The sequence below is a fragment of the Shewanella sp. GutDb-MelDb genome (genome assembly GCF_002836075.1).
Classification (GTDB): Bacteria; Pseudomonadota; Gammaproteobacteria; order Enterobacterales; family Shewanellaceae; genus Shewanella.
Genome location: NZ_PJBM01000225.1, coordinates 44,762 through 64,693 on the forward strand (window position 1 = coordinate 44,762; position 19,932 = coordinate 64,693).

General features: G+C 43.2%; 19 protein-coding genes. 12 read left to right on the top strand and 7 right to left on the bottom strand.

What is annotated here, in order from left to right:
- The first annotated feature begins 291 nt into the window (after positions 1 to 291).
- On the top strand, positions 292 to 813 hold the full coding sequence (locus CXF82_RS11885) for a DUF4823 domain-containing protein (RefSeq protein ID WP_101093082.1): 522 nt from the start codon (positions 292 to 294) through the stop codon (positions 811 to 813).
- 121 nt (positions 814 to 934) lie between these two features.
- Here the strand turns inward: CXF82_RS11885 and CXF82_RS11890 are convergent, their stop codons facing one another.
- From CXF82_RS11890 to CXF82_RS11900, 3 genes are all read right to left on the bottom strand, one after another.
- The gene (locus tag CXF82_RS11890) at positions 935 to 1,156 is read right to left on the bottom strand and encodes a DUF1272 domain-containing protein (protein ID WP_101093080.1); all 222 of its coding nucleotides are present in this window, start codon (positions 1,154 to 1,156) and stop codon (positions 935 to 937) included.
- A 90-nt stretch (positions 1,157 to 1,246) separates the two neighbouring features.
- Entirely contained in the window at positions 1,247 to 1,819 is a 573-nt protein-coding gene (locus tag CXF82_RS11895) for a TetR/AcrR family transcriptional regulator (protein WP_102044242.1), read from the bottom strand.
- Between the two features lie 20 nt (positions 1,820 to 1,839).
- Complete coding sequence (locus CXF82_RS11900) at positions 1,840 to 3,267, bottom strand: coniferyl aldehyde dehydrogenase (protein WP_101093076.1); 1,428 nt, start codon at positions 3,265 to 3,267, stop codon at positions 1,840 to 1,842.
- A 217-nt stretch (positions 3,268 to 3,484) separates the two neighbouring features.
- Here CXF82_RS11900 and CXF82_RS11905 point away from each other — a divergent pair, with 217 nt between their 5' ends.
- The 3 genes from CXF82_RS11905 to CXF82_RS11915 all read left to right on the top strand — a co-directional run bounded on the left by CXF82_RS11905 (position 3,485) and on the right by CXF82_RS11915 (position 4,864).
- Positions 3,485 to 3,865, top strand: coding sequence for a SpoIIAA family protein (locus CXF82_RS11905; RefSeq protein ID WP_101093074.1), 381 nt, complete (start codon positions 3,485 to 3,487; stop codon positions 3,863 to 3,865).
- A 71-nt stretch (positions 3,866 to 3,936) separates the two neighbouring features.
- Positions 3,937 to 4,368, top strand: coding sequence for a universal stress protein (locus CXF82_RS11910; protein WP_101093072.1), 432 nt, complete (start codon positions 3,937 to 3,939; stop codon positions 4,366 to 4,368).
- Positions 4,369 to 4,420: 52 nt separating this feature from the next.
- A complete protein-coding gene (locus CXF82_RS11915) occupies positions 4,421 to 4,864 on the top strand; it encodes a universal stress protein (RefSeq protein ID WP_101093070.1) in 444 nt (147 codons plus the stop codon).
- 38 nt (positions 4,865 to 4,902) lie between these two features.
- Here the strand turns inward: CXF82_RS11915 and CXF82_RS11920 are convergent, their stop codons facing one another.
- From CXF82_RS11920 to CXF82_RS11930, 3 genes are read right to left on the bottom strand one after another with little or no spacing between them, the layout of a single operon-like run.
- Positions 4,903 to 5,484 carry a DUF924 family protein gene (locus CXF82_RS11920; RefSeq protein ID WP_101093068.1) on the bottom strand — a complete coding sequence of 194 codons (582 nt, stop codon included), beginning with the start codon at positions 5,482 to 5,484 and terminating at the stop codon, positions 4,903 to 4,905.
- A gap of 2 nt (positions 5,485 to 5,486) precedes the next feature.
- Positions 5,487 to 6,995, bottom strand: a complete 1,509-nt coding sequence (locus CXF82_RS11925) for a PH domain-containing protein (protein ID WP_101093066.1) — start codon at positions 6,993 to 6,995, stop codon at positions 5,487 to 5,489.
- Positions 6,985 to 7,764 carry a PH domain-containing protein gene (locus CXF82_RS11930; protein ID WP_232775147.1) on the bottom strand — a complete coding sequence of 260 codons (780 nt, stop codon included), beginning with the start codon at positions 7,762 to 7,764 and terminating at the stop codon, positions 6,985 to 6,987. Before CXF82_RS11930 ends, CXF82_RS11925 begins: the two co-directional genes overlap by 11 nt.
- A gap of 162 nt (positions 7,765 to 7,926) precedes the next feature.
- On the opposite strand from CXF82_RS11930, the gene CXF82_RS11935 reads away from it, so the two are divergent.
- The 4 genes from CXF82_RS11935 (at position 7,927) to torR (ending at position 11,225) form a co-directional block, all read left to right on the top strand.
- The gene (locus CXF82_RS11935; protein WP_101093064.1) at positions 7,927 to 8,223 is read left to right on the top strand and encodes a winged helix-turn-helix domain-containing protein; all 297 of its coding nucleotides are present in this window, start codon (positions 7,927 to 7,929) and stop codon (positions 8,221 to 8,223) included.
- Positions 8,224 to 8,630: 407 nt separating this feature from the next.
- Positions 8,631 to 9,458: an ion transporter gene (locus tag CXF82_RS11940; RefSeq protein WP_101093063.1), complete on the top strand. Its 828-nt coding sequence runs from the start codon at positions 8,631 to 8,633 to the stop codon at positions 9,456 to 9,458.
- A gap of 113 nt (positions 9,459 to 9,571) precedes the next feature.
- Entirely contained in the window at positions 9,572 to 10,309 is a 738-nt protein-coding gene (locus CXF82_RS11945) for a TorF family putative porin (RefSeq protein WP_101093061.1), read from the top strand.
- A gap of 205 nt (positions 10,310 to 10,514) precedes the next feature.
- Positions 10,515 to 11,225: a two-component system response regulator TorR gene (torR, locus tag CXF82_RS11950; protein WP_101093059.1), complete on the top strand. Its 711-nt coding sequence runs from the start codon at positions 10,515 to 10,517 to the stop codon at positions 11,223 to 11,225.
- A 55-nt stretch (positions 11,226 to 11,280) separates the two neighbouring features.
- Here torR and torT read toward each other — a convergent pair whose 3' ends face one another.
- Positions 11,281 to 12,357, bottom strand: a complete 1,077-nt coding sequence (torT, locus tag CXF82_RS11955) for a TMAO reductase system periplasmic protein TorT (protein WP_101093057.1) — start codon at positions 12,355 to 12,357, stop codon at positions 11,281 to 11,283.
- Between the two features lie 234 nt (positions 12,358 to 12,591).
- On the opposite strand from torT, the gene torS reads away from it, so the two are divergent.
- From torS to norW, 4 genes are all read left to right on the top strand, one after another.
- Entirely contained in the window at positions 12,592 to 15,630 is a 3,039-nt protein-coding gene (gene torS, locus CXF82_RS11960) for a TMAO reductase system sensor histidine kinase/response regulator TorS (RefSeq protein ID WP_308304384.1), read from the top strand.
- A gap of 572 nt (positions 15,631 to 16,202) precedes the next feature.
- Positions 16,203 to 16,415: a transcription antiterminator/RNA stability regulator CspE gene (locus CXF82_RS11965; protein WP_101093053.1), complete on the top strand. Its 213-nt coding sequence runs from the start codon at positions 16,203 to 16,205 to the stop codon at positions 16,413 to 16,415.
- A gap of 779 nt (positions 16,416 to 17,194) precedes the next feature.
- Complete coding sequence (gene norV / locus CXF82_RS11970; RefSeq protein WP_102044244.1) at positions 17,195 to 18,706, top strand: anaerobic nitric oxide reductase flavorubredoxin; 1,512 nt, start codon at positions 17,195 to 17,197, stop codon at positions 18,704 to 18,706.
- A 23-nt stretch (positions 18,707 to 18,729) separates the two neighbouring features.
- The gene (norW, locus tag CXF82_RS11975) at positions 18,730 to 19,890 is read left to right on the top strand and encodes an NADH:flavorubredoxin reductase NorW (RefSeq protein ID WP_102044245.1); all 1,161 of its coding nucleotides are present in this window, start codon (positions 18,730 to 18,732) and stop codon (positions 19,888 to 19,890) included.
- Positions 19,891 to 19,932: the final 42 nt, after the last annotated feature.

Here is a 19,932-nt window from a genome sequence, read left to right on the forward strand (position 1 = left end):
TCTGTTTGATAATATCGTTTAATTTAAGGCTTGTGTCTTTAAATTAAAAGCACAAATGCTGAGAGTTTGCGCTTTTCTAATCCAGTGTAGATGCGGCTGAGGCCTTCGAAAACAGGCCAATTATGTTACGGACAGAATTTGGCATTGCCTCCCCTCCTAGAGTTCAGATGTTTAATTGAGCTTACTCATAAGAAGTCGATACTTTCTGCAAAGAGTTTTTTTATTCTAGTAATGAAGATACTCTACCGATAGAAGAAAATGTCACGTTAACTGTATTACAGGAGTAAACAAATGAACCGCAATTTAATGATGTTTGGAGCTGCAATTGTTTTTCTTGCTGGTTGTAGCTCTTCATATAAACACAATGAATTTCAATCACCAGAAGTTAAATTAGATCAAAATTTTGCTGTACTAATTTCAACTCCTGAGAATGGTTGGTACGGTGAAACTGAATATAAACATTCGGGACAAATGACTGCTAATGCTATTAGAAGTGCGTTTTCTAAAAATACTAGAAAAGTCGCTATCACTGCAGATTGCAAAGGGAAAAATTGTTTAGATTCTATAGATTCGAGTCAGTATGGCTACTATGTCGAGCCCATTATTTTGCATTGGGAAGATAGAGCGACTGAGTGGTCTGGGAAGGCTGATAAAGTAGAAATTCAAATCATTACTTATGATACTAAAACAAAAAAAGAAATTGGTAACACGACCTACTCTGGTAAAAGTAAATGGTTAACATTCGGCGGAGATCACCCTCAAGACCTTCTTGAACAGCCCACTCATGAATATATCGGCACTTTATATAAGTAGCTTAAAAATAAATACTTAATCTTGAGTGTGTATTTTTACAGCATAAAAATGAACGTTTATATTTTAAAGCCCAGATACAATAAAGGTCAGCATGTGCTGACCTTTATGTTTCTAACGTTCGCTAGCTAAAGAGGGTGTTTTTAAGCTCGGCTGCGGGGATCTTAAACGGTTCTATTAATCTCGGCGGCCTAATGACTAAGGCGCCTTGGCAATTACTGCAGATGAAATGCATTTTTTCACTACAGCTCTTACAGTAAGTACATTCGAATGAGCAGATATAAGCGATCTCTTTTCGGGCTAGCTTGGTTTTACAGTGTTCGCACTCAGTCTTCATTCTTAACATAAATTCACTCCCTTGAATAACGTCTTTAAGTTTAAATCTACAGCGGTGGTAACAAGGGTTTATCTCTTCCATGAGCTTGTCACATAATATTTAGGCTCTCATGGCATTCCAAAACATGGAAAAGCTCGCCTGTTTGTGGACTACATCTTTCCACCTATCAGGGTGGTCTAGAAAGTACCTTGTCGCGGCCAAGTATTGTCCGTGACAACCTTCTAACATTAATGGTAGTGGATAATTAGCTAAAACGCCTAATTTTTGACCTTGAATTATTAGCTCACCCATAAAGCTAAGGATGCCGTTCATCGCTTGTTGTCTTATCTCTGAAGCGATGGAGGGAGACATTGAATACTGCTGAAAAAACTCCTGCTTTAGCGGGTTTTCTATTGCCCAATCAATAGCAACTTGCCACAGGTGTTCTGCATCAAGCTTTAGATCCCCTTCACTGCTCATTTTTGACTTGATTGCAGAAGCAAACTCTTGTTTTATTGAGATAAAAAGATGGTTCATCAATACATCTTTTGACGCAAAATGGTGAAAAAGCGTCCCGGTAGCGACCCCTGCCGTTTTGGCTATTGAGGCGGTAGACGTCGCATAAAACCCCTGGCTGACAAACAGTGTCAGCGCAGTGTCTAATATGGCTTGTTTTTTATCTATTCGGCTCATAAAAGCGATTACCTTGGTGTTTAACGCAAGAAGAATTTTACTAATAGGGTTTGTAACCAGCCGCCATAAGGAGGGTGGATCAGTTTACCGGTATTAAAATACTTACCGCGTTTAAGGATGGTTTTAGCATGGCTAAATGTTTGAAAGCCTTCTTTACCATGGTAATGCCCCATACCTGAAGGACCAACACCGCCAAAGGGGGCATCTTCTGCAGCAACATGAAATACCGTTTCATTGATACAAACACCTCCCGAATGGGTATGGGTCATGACTTGTTGCTGGGTATTTTTATCGAAACTCATCAAGTACAGCGCTAAGGGACGCGGACGTTGATTGATGTAGCTAATTGCTTCTTGCAAATTGTTATAAGGGATAACGGGTAATAGTGGGCCGAATATCTCATCTTGCAGTAACAGCATGTCATCGGTTGCGTCAGTGATAAGCTGAGTTGGCACTTTTTGATGTTCGATGTTAATCGCTTCATCATTGGCACTCATCACGGTAGCACCTTTGGCTTTAGCGTCTTCGAGAACCAGCATTATCCGGTCAAATTGGCGTTGGTTAATAATGCTGCCGTAGTCTTTGTTGTCACTGACTTGGCCATACATTTTGATGAATTTACGTTTGTAGGCTCGCACAAAATCGTTAAGTTTTTCGCTTGGAACCAATACGTAATCAGGCGCAACACATATCTGCCCAGAGTTGAGACACTTACCATAGATCATCCGCTCTACCGCAGTGTCCATGTCGATATCATCGGCAACAATCACCGGTGACTTTCCGCCAAGTTCAAGGGTCACTGGCGTCAGGTGTTGTGCCGCACTGCGCATTACGTGGCGGCCGACGGTGGTTGAACCGGTAAATAGTAGGTGGTCAAACGGCAGCGATGAAAACTCGGCGGCGACATCGGCTTCACCTTCAATGCAGGCAACATGGTTTTGATCAAAAATACTGGCAAGCATTGCGGTGAGAACGGTATTGGTTTCTGGGGTAAATTCAGACAGTTTTATCATCGCTCTGTTACCGGCAGCAAGTGCAGTGATAAGCGGGCCGACAGACAACATGATAGGAAAATTCCACGGTACAATAATACCGACAACGCCAAGTGGCTGGTATTGCACTTTAATACTGGCTGGAGCCAGTAATAATCCCGCATGACGGCGGCTTGGTTTCATCCACTTTTTCAGATGCTTTATGCTGTAATTGATATTGTTAACACAGGGCATGATGTCAGAAATAATGCTGTCATCCACTGAGCGATGACCATAGTCCCGATTCAATGCTTGTACTAGCTGCTCTTGATAGCTCAAAATTGCTTTTTTAAGACTTTTCAGGTGCTCGATTCTTGCTTCATAAGAGGGAGAAGGGTCTGCAAGGTAGTGGGTACGCTGATTGACTAAGACTTGAGACAGAGGCAATGCTGTTTGGGCTTGAATAGGCATGTTCATTTACGAAGCTCCTGAGAGTATGTTAATTAACCGACTGATTAGTCGGTCTGATGGTAATCCACTTTTGTGAAAAGGTCAAATATTCGTTTACTTTGTGAGCGAGATCAACTCGGCTTCGCTAAACTTCACTAGAATGAAATATGGACTGTTTTGAAGATTGCTCTTTAACGCTATCGTTAAAAGCCCTCTTTAATAGCTAACCTCTAAGGAGATTAAGGTGAGTGATAAAAGACACGGAATATCAATTGGAATTGAGCGCTTAGATAACCAGTTCTATTTGAACTTGGTTGCGAAAGGCAAGCTTACACATCAAGACTATCAATATATGGTGCCACTGCTTGAATCCGCTTTAGCGGGGGTTGAACATCCTGAAATCAATGTCCTCGCCGATTTGACCGAACTCGATGGCTGGGAATTAAGAGCGGCATGGGATGATCTTAAGCTAGGCTTGGCCCATGGACGTGCTTTTAAAAAGATAGCGATTGTCGGAGAGGGAAATTTGCAACAATGGATGGCGAAAATTGCAGATTGGTTTACCCCTTATGATGCTAAGTTTTTTGAGAGCACTACTGAAGCACATCAGTGGTTAAAAGACTAAGATTAACCTTGTTATCGTTAGGCGTGCTGCATCTGTGCTAACGGACTAAACAACGTTTGGAGGAATTAGTTATGCGTACTCGTCAAATATTATGCCCAACAGACTTTTCTGAAACGGCCTCTCATGCGCTTAAATATGCGATTGAAATGGCTAACCTTTACCATGTCGGATTGCGACTTGTTCATGTCATTGATCAGCCTGTAGGCTTAGAGAACTACCAAATACTCACTGTTACACCAGAAGAGCTAGCTCAAAGTATGGAGGAATCTGCTGCAGCGAAAATGCATTCGTTGCTGTCAGATCTTAAGAGTGAGCTGTCAGTGGAAAGTGTTATACGCCATGGCGTAGCGTCCGAGCAGATCCTTAAAGAGGCGGATGTGTCAGAAGCTGGCATGATAGTTATTGCTAGCCATGGTCGTTCAGGGCTGGCACACTTTCTACATACTAATGTGGCTGAAGCGGTGGCTAATGGCGCTATATGCCCGGTGTTGGTGGTGAAGTAACTAATAAGGTTAGCATTGCGGCTAAGGTGTTAAATTCGATTAAGGAGTCGCTATGCGATCTCGTCAAATATTATGTCCTACAGACTTTTCTATCACGGCGTCGCATGCGCTAAGTTATGCGGTGGAAATGGCTAATTTATATGGGGTTGGTGTTCGGTTGTTACACGTAGTGAGTGAACCATTCAGTGATCATCATTATGGGCTAGCGGTAGAATCTGCTGCTGAACTTGAGCAACAGATAACCTCGTTTGCGACTGAAAGCTTAATGAAAATTCAGCTCGAAGTGCAGCAAGAGCTTAATGCAGGGCTGACCGTTAAAACCGTTATTCGCAGTGGACTGGTACTAAGAGAAATTCTGGCAGAAGCGGAGGAAGGCGAGATTGGTATGATTGTTATTGCGAGTCATGGACGACAGGGGATTTCGCATCTGCTCAATCCCAATATCGGCGAAGCTTTAGCTTATAAAGCAAAGTGCCCAGTATTAGTGGTTAAATAAGCCCTTTTGCGTGGATTAGAACGTATGCTATTTAGCGCTTAAAAGCTCGATCCTGGCTGAGTTAAAAAGGCTATTTCGGCTTCAGTAGAGCTGCGTTCTAAAATTGCATTACGATGTGGATAGCGACCAAACTGCTCAATAATAGCCTTATGTCGACGCTCAAATTCGAGATTGCCTTGCGCAGCTTCACGACTGAATAATCGCATCGCAACCTCATGTATCGGCAGTGACTCACTGTGCATATATGGCATTAATAAAAACGGCACTTGCTTGGCTTTCAGTTCGCTATCACTATTTAAGGCGACTGCCTCTTGTGCTAATACTAGAGCAATAGGGTCCGCGGCAAAAGATTGCGGTGTGTCTCGGTAGATATTACGCGAGAATTGATCTAACACGATAATCTCGGCAAGACGCCCCTCTGGAGTCGCTCGCCAATGGTAGAGTTCACCGGCCATGGCTTGAGTTAGAACACCTTCGAATCGCTGCTTAATCAAAGCGTCAAACTCTGTGTCTTTTACCCACCATAGTTTCGGCTCAATTTCTTCAAACCAAAAGGTCAGGATGGTATTGGGTGTCACAGGCGTCTGCTCTGCTAATGGATGACTGTTTTGTGGGCTCATAATTATATCCAGTTGCGGTGATCATTGTGAATAAGCGTAAGAGAGCGCTCGGCGATATGGCGGGCATCTTCTACTGTTATATAGGGTAGCTTAATATTGCCACTGGCCAGCCCAATTTCTAAATTAGCCAGCTGACTACGTTTTTGATTCGGGCTTTGGGTAATGGCGACATGCTGCACTTTGGTTAATGCGATAAGTTGCCAGCTATGGCCCAATAGACCAGAATGGAACCAAAGATTATCACCTTCTATTACATAGCCATATTGGCGATATCTAAGGTAGATCCCTAAGCAAAAAATACTTGCACCGACCCACAATATCTCAGCGAAAATATCCAAACCGTGGAAATAAGTATTGATGGCCGGAACTAATAAAGGCAACCAGCCACGGCGCCAAAACCAACCTAGGTTGATATGTTGATAGCGATGGGGTAACTGGGTTGATGTCGCTTCAATACCTTTAAGCTTGGGGAGTAGCTCAAGAATATTATTGCGATTCATTGATGGCACTAACATATTGTTACTGCCTCGATGCTCAACTTCATGACCTTTTACTTGTTGAAAATACACGGTCCATAATTTAAAAAGTCGACCCACTAGTGGCTGATAAAACTTAACCACCTGAATACGCTTTATAGCCAATGCATCGTTTTGTTTGGCGATGATGCCACCAGTGCGATGTAACGTATTGCCACTGCGGGTTAAGCGATAAGGAGAGTATTTAAGGACTGCGGACGCTATAGAGAGCAATGAAAACAGTAAGTAGAATAGCGTCAACGCAAACATCGCGAATGCCAACTGCAACACCATGCTAACGGCTATATTGGTATCATACCAAGCCCAAAATGATTGCATCGATTGCAGGTTTTCCATCGACTCCCAATCTAGTTGGCCAAAAATAGGCCCAAGAATAACGGCCAACCAAATTGCGTTATTTTGATATAGGCCAAATAGCACTAACTCTTTTAGGCTTTTACGAGCAACGATATTGTGTTGATTCTCTGAATCTTCATTGGAGATAGCCTCTGTGTTAGCGGTTTGGCTGTGCTGATCCTGCTCTGCCATTAAGCGCTTTTTTAACGCTAATGCCTCTTTGTAATCGAGTGCTGAAAGCTCAGCTTCATTGCCTTTTGAGCCTGCTGTTTCAACCACAATGCTATAAAGCCCCATTGGGCGAAAATATAATGGCTGCTGTAAGCGCACATTTTGAATTTTATTGAAGGGGATCTCATCGACTTTTTTAAAGATGACACCGTGTTTAATATTGAGCTTATCCTTGTCAATTTTAAATCTAAACTTTAGCCATTGCAGCACACTATAAATAAGAATACTCAAAACACTCAGTACGGCGACCACAATCACCCAGGGGCTACTGAATCCTTGATTCCAACCAGTGTAAACCACAGGGATTAATGCATAGCCACTGCTAAAGACTTGTTTAATAGCAAACAGGGTAAAGCTAATAACAGACCAAGCCGACAGCGATGACCACTGTGAAAACTTATTGGTCATGATGAGCCTCTGCTTGTTTAGCGGTGGCCTCTGGGCTTATAGCATCTGCTGTTACAGCATCAGCCTCAACACTCACATTTTCAACATCAGTCGCTTCAGAACCAGCGGTAATCGTCTCAACGTCAGAGGTCTGAGGATCGGCTAAATGTACCTTCGCCGCTTGAGCAAGTAGGTGTTGGCGCAGATGTTCAGCAGTATGTTGCTCAATACCTGGGAGTTCTATTTCAGCACTGCCACTGCCAGCACTAAAGCACTTTAAGGTGAACAGGTTAAAGTGTCTCTCTAGTGGGCCTTGAGAAAGGCTGACGTGTTGCAGCCGAGAGTAGGGTAAGGACGTACGTTGTTGCCACCACAAACCTTGCTCCATAATAAACTCATGCTCACAAACCGCGTAGCTAAGCTTTTTTGCTTGTAAATACCTCAGGTAGGTAATACTGCTAAGTAACAGTAATAGCGTGGTTAACACCACAACAGCCATTACGACACTCAATGCAGCAGGTAAAATAATGCCTAAGGTTGCACCACTAAAGATAATTACCGCGACAAATAAGGACTCATAAAGCACCTGTGTATAGTGACGCTCATCAATGGGCTGCAGTGGGATTTGGTCGAACCCTTGCCACTGTGCTTGGCTGACAGTGTTATGCTGCTGGTAATCTGAGTGCTGTTGATTCAAAGCGCTCATTTGTTGGTTTTGGAGATCAGCTGTTGCAGTATCAGCTTTAGCTGCTGAAGATGTTGTATCAGTAGCCAAGTGTGAATTTTCCATTTCATTACTCATTATATGACGTATGTAAGACGCAGTTCCTCAATCGACTATATCAGTATGCGGTGATAAATCACCAGCCTGAGACATATTTGGCTACATTTTGTTTTAGAGATCAAAGGCCATATAATACAAATTAATTACCTTACTGCTTGAGCGATATACATGAACACTGAAAAAGTGGCGTCAAAACAGCAAATAGCCTTTTATCGAAAGCTCTACATCGCTTATCAGATTGAGCATGAGCAGCACAATTTACTGTCGCTGCATAAGCTGACAAGTATGCCCCGCAGAACCCTGCAAGATGCCATCGCGGCTTTTACCGATCTGGGTATCGAGTGTGAATTTGTACAAGATGGTGAGCGTAATAACGCTGGCTACTACCGAATTAATGACTGGGGGCCGATCAACCGAGTTTGGGTTGGCGAACACTTGGCGTTAATTGAAGCCGAACTGGGGTAACTTTACTTCAAAATTATGCTGGCGACAGTGCTCAACACTGAGTGGCTTGGTTAAGCCTCACAAAAGGTACAATTCAGTGATTAATGGTTGATTAATCGCTGAATTGTACCTTTTTTGCTTTCTATCTGGTTCGGAGAGCGTTTATCGGAAGCCCTTTAAGCAAGCATTCAATATTTCACCACTGCAGTGGCACACAACATTTTACGGTTAACACTTCAACTCTGTACTAACCGCGGTAACCAATACGTGGTAATTAACGTTTTGCCAGCGCACAGCTAGTGCAAAATTAACTGCGATTAATTAAGGTCAAATTAACTGTTACTGATTAAACTTCGCGATCCTTGTGCATTAAGGGATAATCAGCTTCTTTTACACATCTATTTTCGTTCTACTTGAGGGAACTGTAAGTGCTCGCCAATGTCTCCGTTTTACAATCAAAGTTAAAATTAATTGATAACAGCAAAGCGTTTCAGGGCTTTGTTATTTTCGTCATCTTAGTGTCAGCATTGTCGATTGGCGCGCACACATATCACCTGCCAAATTGGATGGAGAAGGGATTACTGCTGCTAGATATTGGCATCACGGTGTTCTTTGCGATTGAAATTATCATCCGTTTTCTCGCCAGTGATGGCCCGAAACGTTTTTTCAGTAGCGGCTGGAACATCTTCGATACCATTATTGTTATAGGTAGTTTAATTCCGGCTGGTGGTTCGGCCATCTTGCTGGCAAGACTACTGCGTATTTTCAGAGTATTACGCTTAGTGTCGATGATCCCAGAGCTTAGAATGCTGGTGAATGCATTGTTTAAAGCTATACCGAGAATGGGTTACATCGCACTCTTGATGTTCGTGATTTTTTATATCTACGGCGCTATCGGTAGCATGTTGTTTGCGGATATCAACGACTTCTTATGGGGCGATGTGTCAGTGGCGATGTTAACCCTGTTTAGGGTATCGACTTTTGAGTCTTGGACGTCGGTGATGTACGAAACCATGGCGGTCTACCCACTGAGTTGGATCTATTATTTAAGCTTTATCTTTCTGACTGCATTTGTTTTTTTGAATATGATGGTGGGCGCGGTGCTGGATGTGATGACGCAAGAAACCGCAGCCATGCGCGCTGAAGAAGAAGCAGAGTTAAGCGATGATGAAAAGCCTGCTAGTGTTGCGGACGTCGCTGAGCTTAAAGTACAAATCGAAGAGCTGAAATGCTTACTATTGCAGAGGGCGGGCTAACTTCGCCGTTCATATTTTTTCATATAGTTAATTTTTTGGTTAACAACTACTGCCAAAGTTATTAATAACTTGGGAGTAACCTTTGTCTCAAATAACATAACGAGATGATGAATATGAAAACTGCACACGCTTTAATGTTTGTAAGCTTAGCGGCTACGACCATGGGAACTGCATTTGCTGCTGACAATAATGACCTGTTTGGTGGCCAGCTCAGTGGTAACGTTAAGTTTGCCTCTGATTATGTTTTCCGCGGTGAGTCTGAAACGATGGATGGCGATGTTCCCGTAGTGCAAGGCACGTTAGGTTGGGGCAGTGATGAGGGTTGGTATACCGGTGTTTTTGCATCAAACGTCAAGTTTGCCGATCCTAACCTAGAGATTGTCACTGCGCCTTACATCGGTAAAGCTGGTGGCTTCGGTGATAGCGGTTTTACTTACGACGTGATGGTGTTTTCATATCTTTATCCCGGTGCATCATATTCTAACTACACCGAATTATGGATTAAAGTCGGTAAGCAATTTGGTCAAGCGAATGTCACGCTAGAAGTGACTCCCACTCTTGATGATTGGTTTGGTGTTGATGGTTGGCAAGGGGTTAACTACGCCGTGCATCCAAGTTATGACTTTAATAACGGCATTAAAGTATCTGGATCAATGGGCTACCAAGACCTAGACGGTGAAGGTGCTGAAGGTTGGACACACTGGAACTTGGGTGTCGAAGCGAGCTATGTCGGTTTAGTCTTTGATCTTCGTTACCACGGAAGTTCAGTTGATAAGTCACACTTAGTCTATGGCACACAAACTGAGATCTTTGATGATCGCGTTGTCTTTGGCTTAAGTAAGAGTTTCTAAGCCTACCGAACCTATATTGAAAAGCCGATTCTACAGAATCGGCTTTTTTGTTATTGAAGCTGAAACCAAGACCTCTTGCGGCAGATTGAGATCGCTGTAAGTGTATTAGCGGCTAATTATGTATATGATGTGGCGTTAAGAGCGATAAAGCGGTTATTCGCATGCCGCTGTTAGATAAATAAATGCGTGTTGGTTGAGGTGATGTATGGGCTACAGAGTGCTAGTTGTCGATGACGAAGCGGTCATTCGGGCTAGATTAAAAGGCTATTTTGAGAAAGAGGGCTATCAAGTCCTTGAAGCTCAAGATGGTGAGCAGATGTGGTATGAATTTAATCGCCAGCATATTGATTTAGTGATGCTCGACATTAACTTGCCCGGAACCGATGGCCTAAGCTTGGCGCGTGAACTACGCAGTCGCGGCGATGTAGGGATCATACTGGTGACTGGCCGTGATGAGACCATCGATAAAATTGTTGGTTTAGAGATGGGCGCCGATGACTACGTGACCAAACCCTTTGAGTTAAGGGAGTTGCTGGTGCGGGTTAAAAACTTATTGTGGCGTATCTCTTTGGTTCAAAAAGCGATTACTGAGAGTAGCGCACAAGCTGATCCCAATGACAATATTATTGCCTTTAATGACTATGTATTAGAGCTCAATAGCCGAAAACTGATTTGCAGTGGTGAGATTATTAAACTCACTAAAGCAGAGTTTGAACTATTGACTGCTTTTGCTCTTCACCCACAGCAAGTGTTGTCGCGCGACCGATTAATGCAGCAAACCAGTCACCGTAATCAGGACGTTAATGATCGCACTATCGATGTGATTATCAGACGCCTGCGCAACAAGTTATCTCCAGAGTTATTTGTCACCGTACATGGCGAAGGTTATCTGTTTGCCGCGAAGGTGAAAGACTAGGGGCTGTTAATATTTCACGGTTTTACTTGCCGCAGTTTATAGGCTCCGTTAGGTATTAATTTTCTGGGTTTACTCGATAGATAGGGTAATAGTCGGCCGGAGCTAAGCTGGTTTTTAACACCTGTGGATGAATATTTCCAATGACTTGGCTTTGTATTTTGGGACCAATATCGCCAAAGGGTTTAGCACCTTGCAGTTCCCTCACTACAACGTCAATGGCAAGCATGCCTTGCACGACGACCAAATCATCGTTACTGAACTCAACCCGCTCCCGATAGATCCCTCTGAGTATTGCGGGGGACAGATAGCTGCTGACTAATTTGACCTTATGTTCAAGCTGGTACTGCTTTAAAATTGAAACGCCCGCCTCGATAGCGACTGCGCTACCCAGAATATACTGCGGCGTTTGTGTCTTTAATAACGCCTCCATTTCATCGCGATATAAGTTGCGATTGTTATCAGCGTGACGTACTGCTGATATACTGACTTTACTGCCGATTAGAGCCGCTGTTAACCCTTGCTCAACCAAACCACTGCCACCTTGTTTATCGGGGCCGGCAAGTAGCGCGACTTGGGAACTGACTTGGGTGGTTTTATCTGTTTGCTGGCGAATAAATTGCCCTGCTTGAAAGCCCATTTGATACCAGTTAACGCCTACCCGTGTGGTGACCTGTTTATGGTCAAGGCGATTGACCAGCGCAATAATAGGTTTGTTAATAGGTGGCTTGTAAAATTCAAGTAGATCAGGGCGAACTCCCCCGAGTAATATGGCATCAAAATTGTGCTTCATGCAGTTATCGAGTTGGCTTAATTGTTTATCTAAGCCGTAATAGCTACCTGCTTCAAATAGTTCTACATGCAGTTTTAACTTCTTTGCTTGTTGTACTAGGCCATAGTTAATACCGGTCCAATAACTGTCTTTTAGATGAGGCATTAACACACAAATACGCCAGTCTTTTTTAGCGTTAGTCAGCGGCGTATATTGCACCTCTGTGCTGTGTTGGATTTTGTTATCGAAAGGCAATCTTTGTTCAAGTGACCAAGAGGGCACCGATATGGCCGCTTCCGCAAATGGACTGGCAAGCAATAGTGCGAGTAATACTTTTACCCACAATTGGAATGGTTTTGCCATAATTAACATACCCTTGATTCATGTTATATCAATTGCATTAAGTCAGCGTTGAAATCCAGCCTATGGGGAGCGTTCAGACATTGCACTTCTGCTTTCGTCGGCTCACAAAGGATTAACCATTATCTGGTCAAGGCGTCTTGAATTGAAAAGCTTGAGTGTTTCTGAATTGACTACCTATTTAATGCAATTGGTATTAATGTGTGAGTCAATATTGTAACAGCATAACGTAAAAGAGTGAGTGCTTTGTATTTGACTCCATCATCGCGACCCAGACTATCTTTATCAAGAAAGAGCCTTATAGGTCGCCTAATGCTGGCCTTTAGTTTATTGGCACTGCTGTTATTGCTGCTGGTGACGTTAGGCAGCTTAAGTTTGCACTGGGTACAGCAAGCCGATAAATACCTTTACGATAAAGCACTACCAGCATCAGAGGCGGCGCGTCAGTTGGTATTATCAAGTAATGCATTGGCCGAAAATGCCAAATTACTTGGACAATCTGAGTTTGAGTCTCAGCGGCAGTTGGTCGGTCGTAAACTGTCGATTAATAGCGCCGCAATGCTTAACGCGATTGGTGCGTTAAAAGCCTTGAATGTAAACTTTGACTTAAGCCTTGAACAGAGTGCATCGGATATCATTCTCGATTTGTCGCGTCTTGGAGAGCAAGTGGGACAGCGGATTTTGGCGGCTTATCAATTACAGCTCCAAGGTAAAGCGCTGGTGGACGCGTCAAACGAAAGCACTGACTTGTTATTGGCAGAGTTAGCCATCGTTGACTCGGGTATCTTATCCAAAATCAGTTTGGCATATCCGCAAGCCGTGGGAGTAGAGCAAACCTCAAAGTTGCTCGATACCTTGATTGAACAAGATCTCGATATTCAAGAGCGCCTGAATCGTGCCCTTAAAATTGTGCATAATATTGCTTTGATGGGGCAAGTGTTTCAATCTCCAGAGTTAGATAGTGGCATTTTTAATTCGTTAGCTAAAAACGATAGTCAGCTGAGAGAACTCGGGGTATCCATTTCAGGTTTGAATGATCCTGCATCAGATGCTGGATTACGCTACTTTGCATCCTTGACCAGCTTATCTAATATTATTCGTGACCCTGTAAGATCGAAAGCTTTTGCAAGACAAGTCCGTATTTTACAGACGTTGCCCCAGAGTATATTGCTGCAAAAACAACACACTCAACTAAATCAAGCGCAAGAGTTAAAACTACAAGCCCTTACCGATAAATTAGATGCGCTAAATGGTGCCGTTGATACGGCGATGAACATTCAACGTGTGGAAGCTGATAAGGCCAGAGTCGATTATCTTAATCAGCTGAGTTGGTCTAAGGTGAGCTTGTTGCTGACAGGCTTGTTGATGCTGCTGGTTATCGCCTTTGTTGTCTACAAAGTGATCTATCAAGGCATAGCACTCAAACTCAATGCGGCCACAACCGCATTGGCGCAGTTGAGTCTTGGCAATACTGCTGTGACCATCGATACTGAAGGTGATGATGAATTAGCGGCAATGGCCAGCGCGATTAAAGCCTTTAAGCAGAAGACCGAACATAACCTTAAACTACAAGCCGAACTACGTGATACTGCTACAGAGCTGTTTGAACATAAACAAGCATTGGAAGCCACCGTTGAGGCGCGTACATTAGAGCTGGCTGAGGCCAATGTTCAGCTAGATAAAGAAGCCAAAGGGCATGTATTAGCCCGTGATATGGCAGAGCAGGCTAACCAAGCAAAGTCATTATTTTTGGCCACTATGAGCCATGAAATTAGAACACCGTTAAATGGTCTGCTTGGTACGTTAACTTTGCTTGGTCACTCAAAACTACCGCCATCACAACGGCAGATGTTGGCATTATCACAATACAGTGGAACGCTGTTGCAAACCTTGTTAAACGACATATTGGATTTCTCCCGCCTTGAGCAAAGTAAGCTGGCTAATGAGCCTCGAGCTGTGGATCTTGCTGAGTTACTCGATGAAGTTACAGCCATTATGCTTGCTGGCGCAGGTTTGGCTGGCCTGACATTAGTGGCAAACTATAAAAACCTGCCAAAGTGGGTCTATTTAGACGGTCCAAAATTACGTCAAGTACTGTTTAATTTGTTGGGTAATTCCATTAAATTCACTCCGCAAGGCACTGTTGAATTGAGCGTGATGGTTGAACAAGGTGCACTGGCCTTTAAAGTACAAGACAGCGGTGTAGGCATTGATTGCAGTGCCATGACAAAACTCTTTAAAGCCTACAGTAACGAGCCCAGTAAAGGCCGCGATCGTGGTACAGGACTCGGGCTTGCTATCAGTAAACAGCTGGTCGAACTTATGAGTGCGGGTGCTGAAGCCTCAAAGGCTTTATGGGTAACAAGCCAAGTTACTCAAGGCAGTAGCTTTGGTTTTTCATTACCGCTTACAGAGTGCGTGGAACCTGATATGGCCCAGCAGCTACAAGCCGTACTTGTTAGCTCTAAACGGGTGTTGGTGGTGGAAGATAACAAGATTAATGCGATGGTTGCGCAAGGGTTTTTAGCACATCTTGGCCATGATTCCGTGTTAGCGACTAGTTGTGAGGCTGCAAGGCAGGCCTACACAACTATAAGTGCCAGTGATTACGATGCGGTGATGCTTGATATTCAACTCGGCGATGGCTCGGGGATGACTCTGCTTGAAGAGTTACAGCAGATAAATGCACAGATAGGCCATTCTCTGCCGATCGCGGCCTTTACCGCTCAACTGCAAGTAGAAGATATGGAAAATTATCAACAGCAAGGCTTTGATTTGGTGTTAATGAAGCCGCTTGATATGAAGGCGTTAACGGCTTGGCTTGGACGAGCAAAAGAGATTGATGAATTGAATGCTACGCCCGAGGCGGCATCGCAAACGACAGCTATTGCACCACTGCTCGAAACTGCGCCCGGATCTAAGGCTATGCCAAATGTGAACTTAGCACTATTAGATGGCACGCTGCTAACGCAAGATATGAGTTACTTAGGTAAAGAGGCTGTGGTTGAGCTATTTGAGCTTTACCGTGGTTCTAGCCAAGCACATATGGCAACTTTAGCGGCAGCGCCTAAGGATTTCGAGCGAATATTACATGCACTAAAAGGCAGCAGCGCCAGCATGGGGTTAACGCAACTGGCAACGACATGTGGTGATATCGAACAATTAAAAGTAACGGCTGAAGAGTACCTGCAGCAACATCAACAGTTGTTAGCGTTATGGCAGCGCTCGATGGAGGCATTATCATTGTGGCTAGACGAGCAGGAAGAAGCGCAGTAGAACTGTTAGTTAAAGGCGCAGACATAGAAGATATTTGTTATCAAAGCATTCAGGGTTCCTCATCTCAGCAGATTAAGATGTTTACCCTTACCAAGGCTAAGCGAAGCTGACAGCGGTACACTCATACTATATTGACGAACACGACTATCCCCGTTCTACCTGAATCCTGCATCTTCAAGTAGAATGGTATATAAAGTGAGTGCAGCTAAATAGAGCGGGTACTATTGCTACGAGGATGACTTTAGAGCATCAAGCATCTGAACTGAGTTTAGTCGTGCGGCTAAACTGAAAGCTATGCGACATTGGTAATGATTTTCAATTTTTATAGTATCTCTTCATCTTTTATGAATAAAAGCTTTACAATATCTCAAAGTGCTGTAAAGTACGCCTTGCTCTGGCATACAGAGTTATTAATGAAACATCAAGTAAAAGTAAAGCTTCAGATTCTGCGTTATCGTTGTATCATCTGTGTTTCCCTTAGCTTCATCGTAACATTTAATAATTCAAGCTCTCAGCACATCGCACTTTCGCGATAGATTTATTAATTCTCCACTAAATATAAGGGACATAAAATGTCTAACTCAACTACTGGCATCGTAAAATGGTTTAACGAAGACAAAGGTTTTGGCTTCATTACTCAAGACAATGGCGGCGCTGACGTATTCGTACATTTCCGCGCTATCACTTCAGAGGGTTTCAAGACTCTTGCTGAAGGCCAAAAAGTTTCTTTCGACCTAGAGCAAGGCCAAAAAGGCCCACAAGCAGCTAACGTAGTTGCTATCTAGTCGAAAGTCGACACAAAGAGTTTAATTACTGTTTGAGTCAACTTTAAATAATTGAAGAAAAGTTAAATTTTCTTTAGTTATTAAAAAAAGCGAACCTTTAGGTTCGCTTTTTTGCGTTTAAAAGAAAATAATTCTGTTCTAATCCCCATTAGATTAAATAGGTCGTCAACTCAGCCACATTCACCCATTTTCAAATCAAAGCGCATCGGTGAGACTGCAGTGGTTCAATGAAAAGCAGAAGTGAAAACCATGAGCTATTGCTACTGAATACACAGATGCTTAATGCAATTGGTATAATACGTATAAAAAAGCAAATGAGTCAGAATAAAAAGAGGGTTGTGAGCTAGCTTGAAGCTAGTATCGGCTTGGCGGTATGTGTTCAGTGGTATGTGTTGATAAACTTTGCTGTAGACGGCAGCCAAAATCTACTCTTGCCTATATTCCACGTTGTCATATAGTCGTCCCAGAATTGACCCTCGAATATTATCCTTACTCTCGGCACCTATTTCTCGTCCTCAAATTACTTGATTTTACTCTGTCTAAATGGACATTATCTGCGATATTCCCTTCTTTATTAGCCTGTCATTGCGACTATTATCGGCTTGTCTTTTTGACATTGATAGTGTTTATTTGACACTTTTTTGCATTGTCATATTTACACTCCCATTAGATTTGATTTTGTCATTATCTAATTATTTCAATGAATTAACTTTTTGGCATGGTTAGTGCAATTACTCAAGTAGAAGATTTAATTTATTTAATATTTTAGGGTGTAACTAATGACAATTCATGTGAAAAACAACATTCATTGGGTCGGTCAACGCGATTGGGAAGTGCAAGACTTCCATGGTACTGAATATAAGATGACCAGAGGCACGAGCTATAACAGTTACCTCATCCGTGAAGAGAAGACAGTATTAATCGATACTGTTGATCATCGTTTTAGTCATCAGTTTGTGCAAAATTTAGAGATGGAAATTGATCTTAATACTATCGATTTTATCGTGATGAACCATGCGGAAGAAGATCACTCCGGCGCATTAACCGCATTACTGGAAAAAATCCCCGGCACGCCCATTTATTGCACCGAAGCGGCTGTTGATTCGATTGTAGGTCACTACCACCATCCAGAGTGGAACTTTAAAATTGTTAAAACGGGTGATAGCGTAGATATCGGCAATGGTAAGAAACTCATCTTCATTGAAGCACCTATGCTGCATTGGCCTGACAGTATGATGACTTACATGACCGAGGACGCGGTGTTATTTAGTAACGATGCCTTTGGCCAGCATTACTGCGACGAGCATCTATTTAACGATGAAGTGGACCAGAATGAGCTTAAGGAGCAGTGTCTTCGCTATTACGCAAATATCTTAACTCCATTTAGCAGCCTGGTGACCGCTAAGATCCACGAAGTATTAAGCTTTAATGTACCTGTGGACATGATTGCTACTTCTCACGGTATCGTTTGGCGTGACAACCCTACGCAGATCATTCATCAATACCTTGAGTGGGCTGATAGTTATCAAGAAGATAAGATCACCATCTTTTACGATTCAATGTCGAACAACACACGCATGATGGCTGATGCCATTGCTCAAGGTATCCATGATGTGGACCCTGGCGTAGCGGTAAAAGTCTTTAATGTCTCAAAGCATGATAAGAACGAAATTTTATCGCATACCTTCCGATCAAAGGGTTTATTGGTAGGTTCATCGACAATGAACAATGTGATGATGCCAAAAATTGCAGGCATGCTTGAAGAGATCACCGGCTTAAGATTTAAAGGTAAAAAAGCCGCTGCGTTCGGCAGTTTTGGTTGGAGCGGCGGTGCGGTCGATCGTATTCAAACTCGCTTAATGGACGCGGGTTTCGAAACGGCCCTTAGCTTGAAAACTAAGTGGCGTCCAGATGGGAATGCGATGCGAGAATGCCGTGAACATGGCCGTCAAATTGCTAAGCAGTGGGCGTTACATCCATTGGTCGATGCGCCTGCTATAAATCAATTTGCTAAGGCTGTAGCTGTGGATGAGAAAGCTGAAGCTAATAAGCCTGTAGCCAGCTTGTCTGAGCAACCACAGCAAGCAGCGGTTGCCAATAACAAAGATGCTGAGCATGATTCTGATTGCCAATGTATGATTTGTACCGTGTGTAATTGGGTTTACGATCCTGCTATTGGTGAGCCAAACCAAGAAATTGAACCCGGTACTCCTTGGTCTGATGTTCCTGAGTACTTCCTCTGTCCTGAGTGTAACTTGGGAAAAGACGTGTTTATTGCACACAAGGTTTAGTCGACGTATTTGAGGAAGTAGTAATGACAGCACCGATTGTAATCATTGGCAGTGGTTTCGCCGCCTATCAGTTAATAAAGAACATACGCAGGCAAGATGTTAGTTTGCCTATTCAGGTTTTTACCGCTGATGAAGGTGATGAGTACAACAAGCCAGATTTAAGCCATGTATTTTCCAAGCAGCAGGATGCAAATGCATTAATCACCTTGTCTGCAGCTGACTTTGCTGTGCAGTATCAGGTTGAATTATTTGCCAACACACGGGTGGAACAAGTTGATACTAAAACGCAATCTCTGTTAGCTAATGGGCAGAGTTATCAATATTCTAAGCTAGTCTTTGCAACAGGCGCAACCGCGTTTGTACCGCCAATAAAAGGCGATGCTGCAGTGGATATTGTCACTCTAAACAGTTTATCTGAGTACCGAGCTTCACAGAAAAAGCTAACCACGGCTAATCGCATATTGATAATGGGCGGCGGCTTAATTGGTGCTGAGCTGGCTATGGATCTACAAACGAGCGGCAAAAAGGTGATTGTTGTTGAACCTAATAGTCGATTACTCGCAAATGTAGCACCAGATTTTGTCGCATTGAAGCTTGAACAGCCTTTGCGTGATGGTGGAATGACACTCGAGCTTAACGACTACGTCACCACAATAGAGCAAATTAACGCAAAAGCTGAAGAGGGCAAGCAAGCTATGCTGGTTACCACTAAAGCGGGTAAAGTATTTACTGTCGATTGCGTTATCTCTGCAGCGGGTTTACGACCGAATACCGACTTAGCGCAGCAGGCGGGTATTAAGGTTAATCGCGGTATTGTAGTGGATGAAAAGCTACAATCATCTGCCAACAATGTTTACGCCCTTGGTGATTGCGCCGAGATTAACGGCAAGGTCATGGCTTATTTACAACCTATTATTTTGAGTGCCAATGCGCTTGCTAAGCAGTTACTTGGTCAAGCATCACAACTGACATTCCCAGCGATGATGGTGAAAGTGAAAACACCGTCATATCCGATCCAAGTCGGCGGCAGGTTTAATACTGATTCATCATGGAAAGTGGGCTTTGATAAACAAGGCGTGACGGCAGAAGCATATGATGATCAAAATAATATGACAGGGTTTGTGGTGACCAATGAAAATGCCAAACAGGCTTTTTCACTGCTAAGAAAAGTATCGGCTACTTAATCAAATAGGATAGATATTTATCATACGCAAGCTCAAGTGTAT

What these genes read in the sequence shown, in the direction of transcription:
- norV (WP_102044244.1), top strand. Translation starts at nt 17,195, where the DNA reads ATGACAATTCATGTGAAAAACAACATTCATTGGGTCGGTCAACGCGAT.
- CXF82_RS11900 (WP_101093076.1), bottom strand. Translation starts at nt 3,267, where the DNA reads ATGAACATGCCTATTCAAGCCCAAACAGCATTGCCTCTGTCTCAAGTC.
- CXF82_RS11920 (WP_101093068.1), bottom strand. Translation starts at nt 5,484, where the DNA reads ATGAGCCCACAAAACAGTCATCCATTAGCAGAGCAGACGCCTGTGACA.
- CXF82_RS11890 (WP_101093080.1), bottom strand. Translation starts at nt 1,156, where the DNA reads ATGTTAAGAATGAAGACTGAGTGCGAACACTGTAAAACCAAGCTAGCC.
- CXF82_RS11945 (WP_101093061.1), top strand. Translation starts at nt 9,572, where the DNA reads ATGAAAACTGCACACGCTTTAATGTTTGTAAGCTTAGCGGCTACGACC.
- CXF82_RS11910 (WP_101093072.1), top strand. Translation starts at nt 3,937, where the DNA reads ATGCGTACTCGTCAAATATTATGCCCAACAGACTTTTCTGAAACGGCC.
- CXF82_RS11935 (WP_101093064.1), top strand. Translation starts at nt 7,927, where the DNA reads ATGAACACTGAAAAAGTGGCGTCAAAACAGCAAATAGCCTTTTATCGA.
- CXF82_RS11925 (WP_101093066.1), bottom strand. Translation starts at nt 6,995, where the DNA reads ATGACCAATAAGTTTTCACAGTGGTCATCGCTGTCGGCTTGGTCTGTT.
- CXF82_RS11885 (WP_101093082.1), top strand. Translation starts at nt 292, where the DNA reads ATGAACCGCAATTTAATGATGTTTGGAGCTGCAATTGTTTTTCTTGCT.
- CXF82_RS11915 (WP_101093070.1), top strand. Translation starts at nt 4,421, where the DNA reads ATGCGATCTCGTCAAATATTATGTCCTACAGACTTTTCTATCACGGCG.
- torT (WP_101093057.1), bottom strand. Translation starts at nt 12,357, where the DNA reads ATGGCAAAACCATTCCAATTGTGGGTAAAAGTATTACTCGCACTATTG.
- torR (WP_101093059.1), top strand. Translation starts at nt 10,515, where the DNA reads ATGGGCTACAGAGTGCTAGTTGTCGATGACGAAGCGGTCATTCGGGCT.
- CXF82_RS11895 (WP_102044242.1), bottom strand. Translation starts at nt 1,819, where the DNA reads ATGAGCCGAATAGATAAAAAACAAGCCATATTAGACACTGCGCTGACA.
- CXF82_RS11965 (WP_101093053.1), top strand. Translation starts at nt 16,203, where the DNA reads ATGTCTAACTCAACTACTGGCATCGTAAAATGGTTTAACGAAGACAAA.
- CXF82_RS11930 (WP_232775147.1), bottom strand. Translation starts at nt 7,764, where the DNA reads ATGGAAAATTCACACTTGGCTACTGATACAACATCTTCAGCAGCTAAA.
- norW (WP_102044245.1), top strand. Translation starts at nt 18,730, where the DNA reads ATGACAGCACCGATTGTAATCATTGGCAGTGGTTTCGCCGCCTATCAG.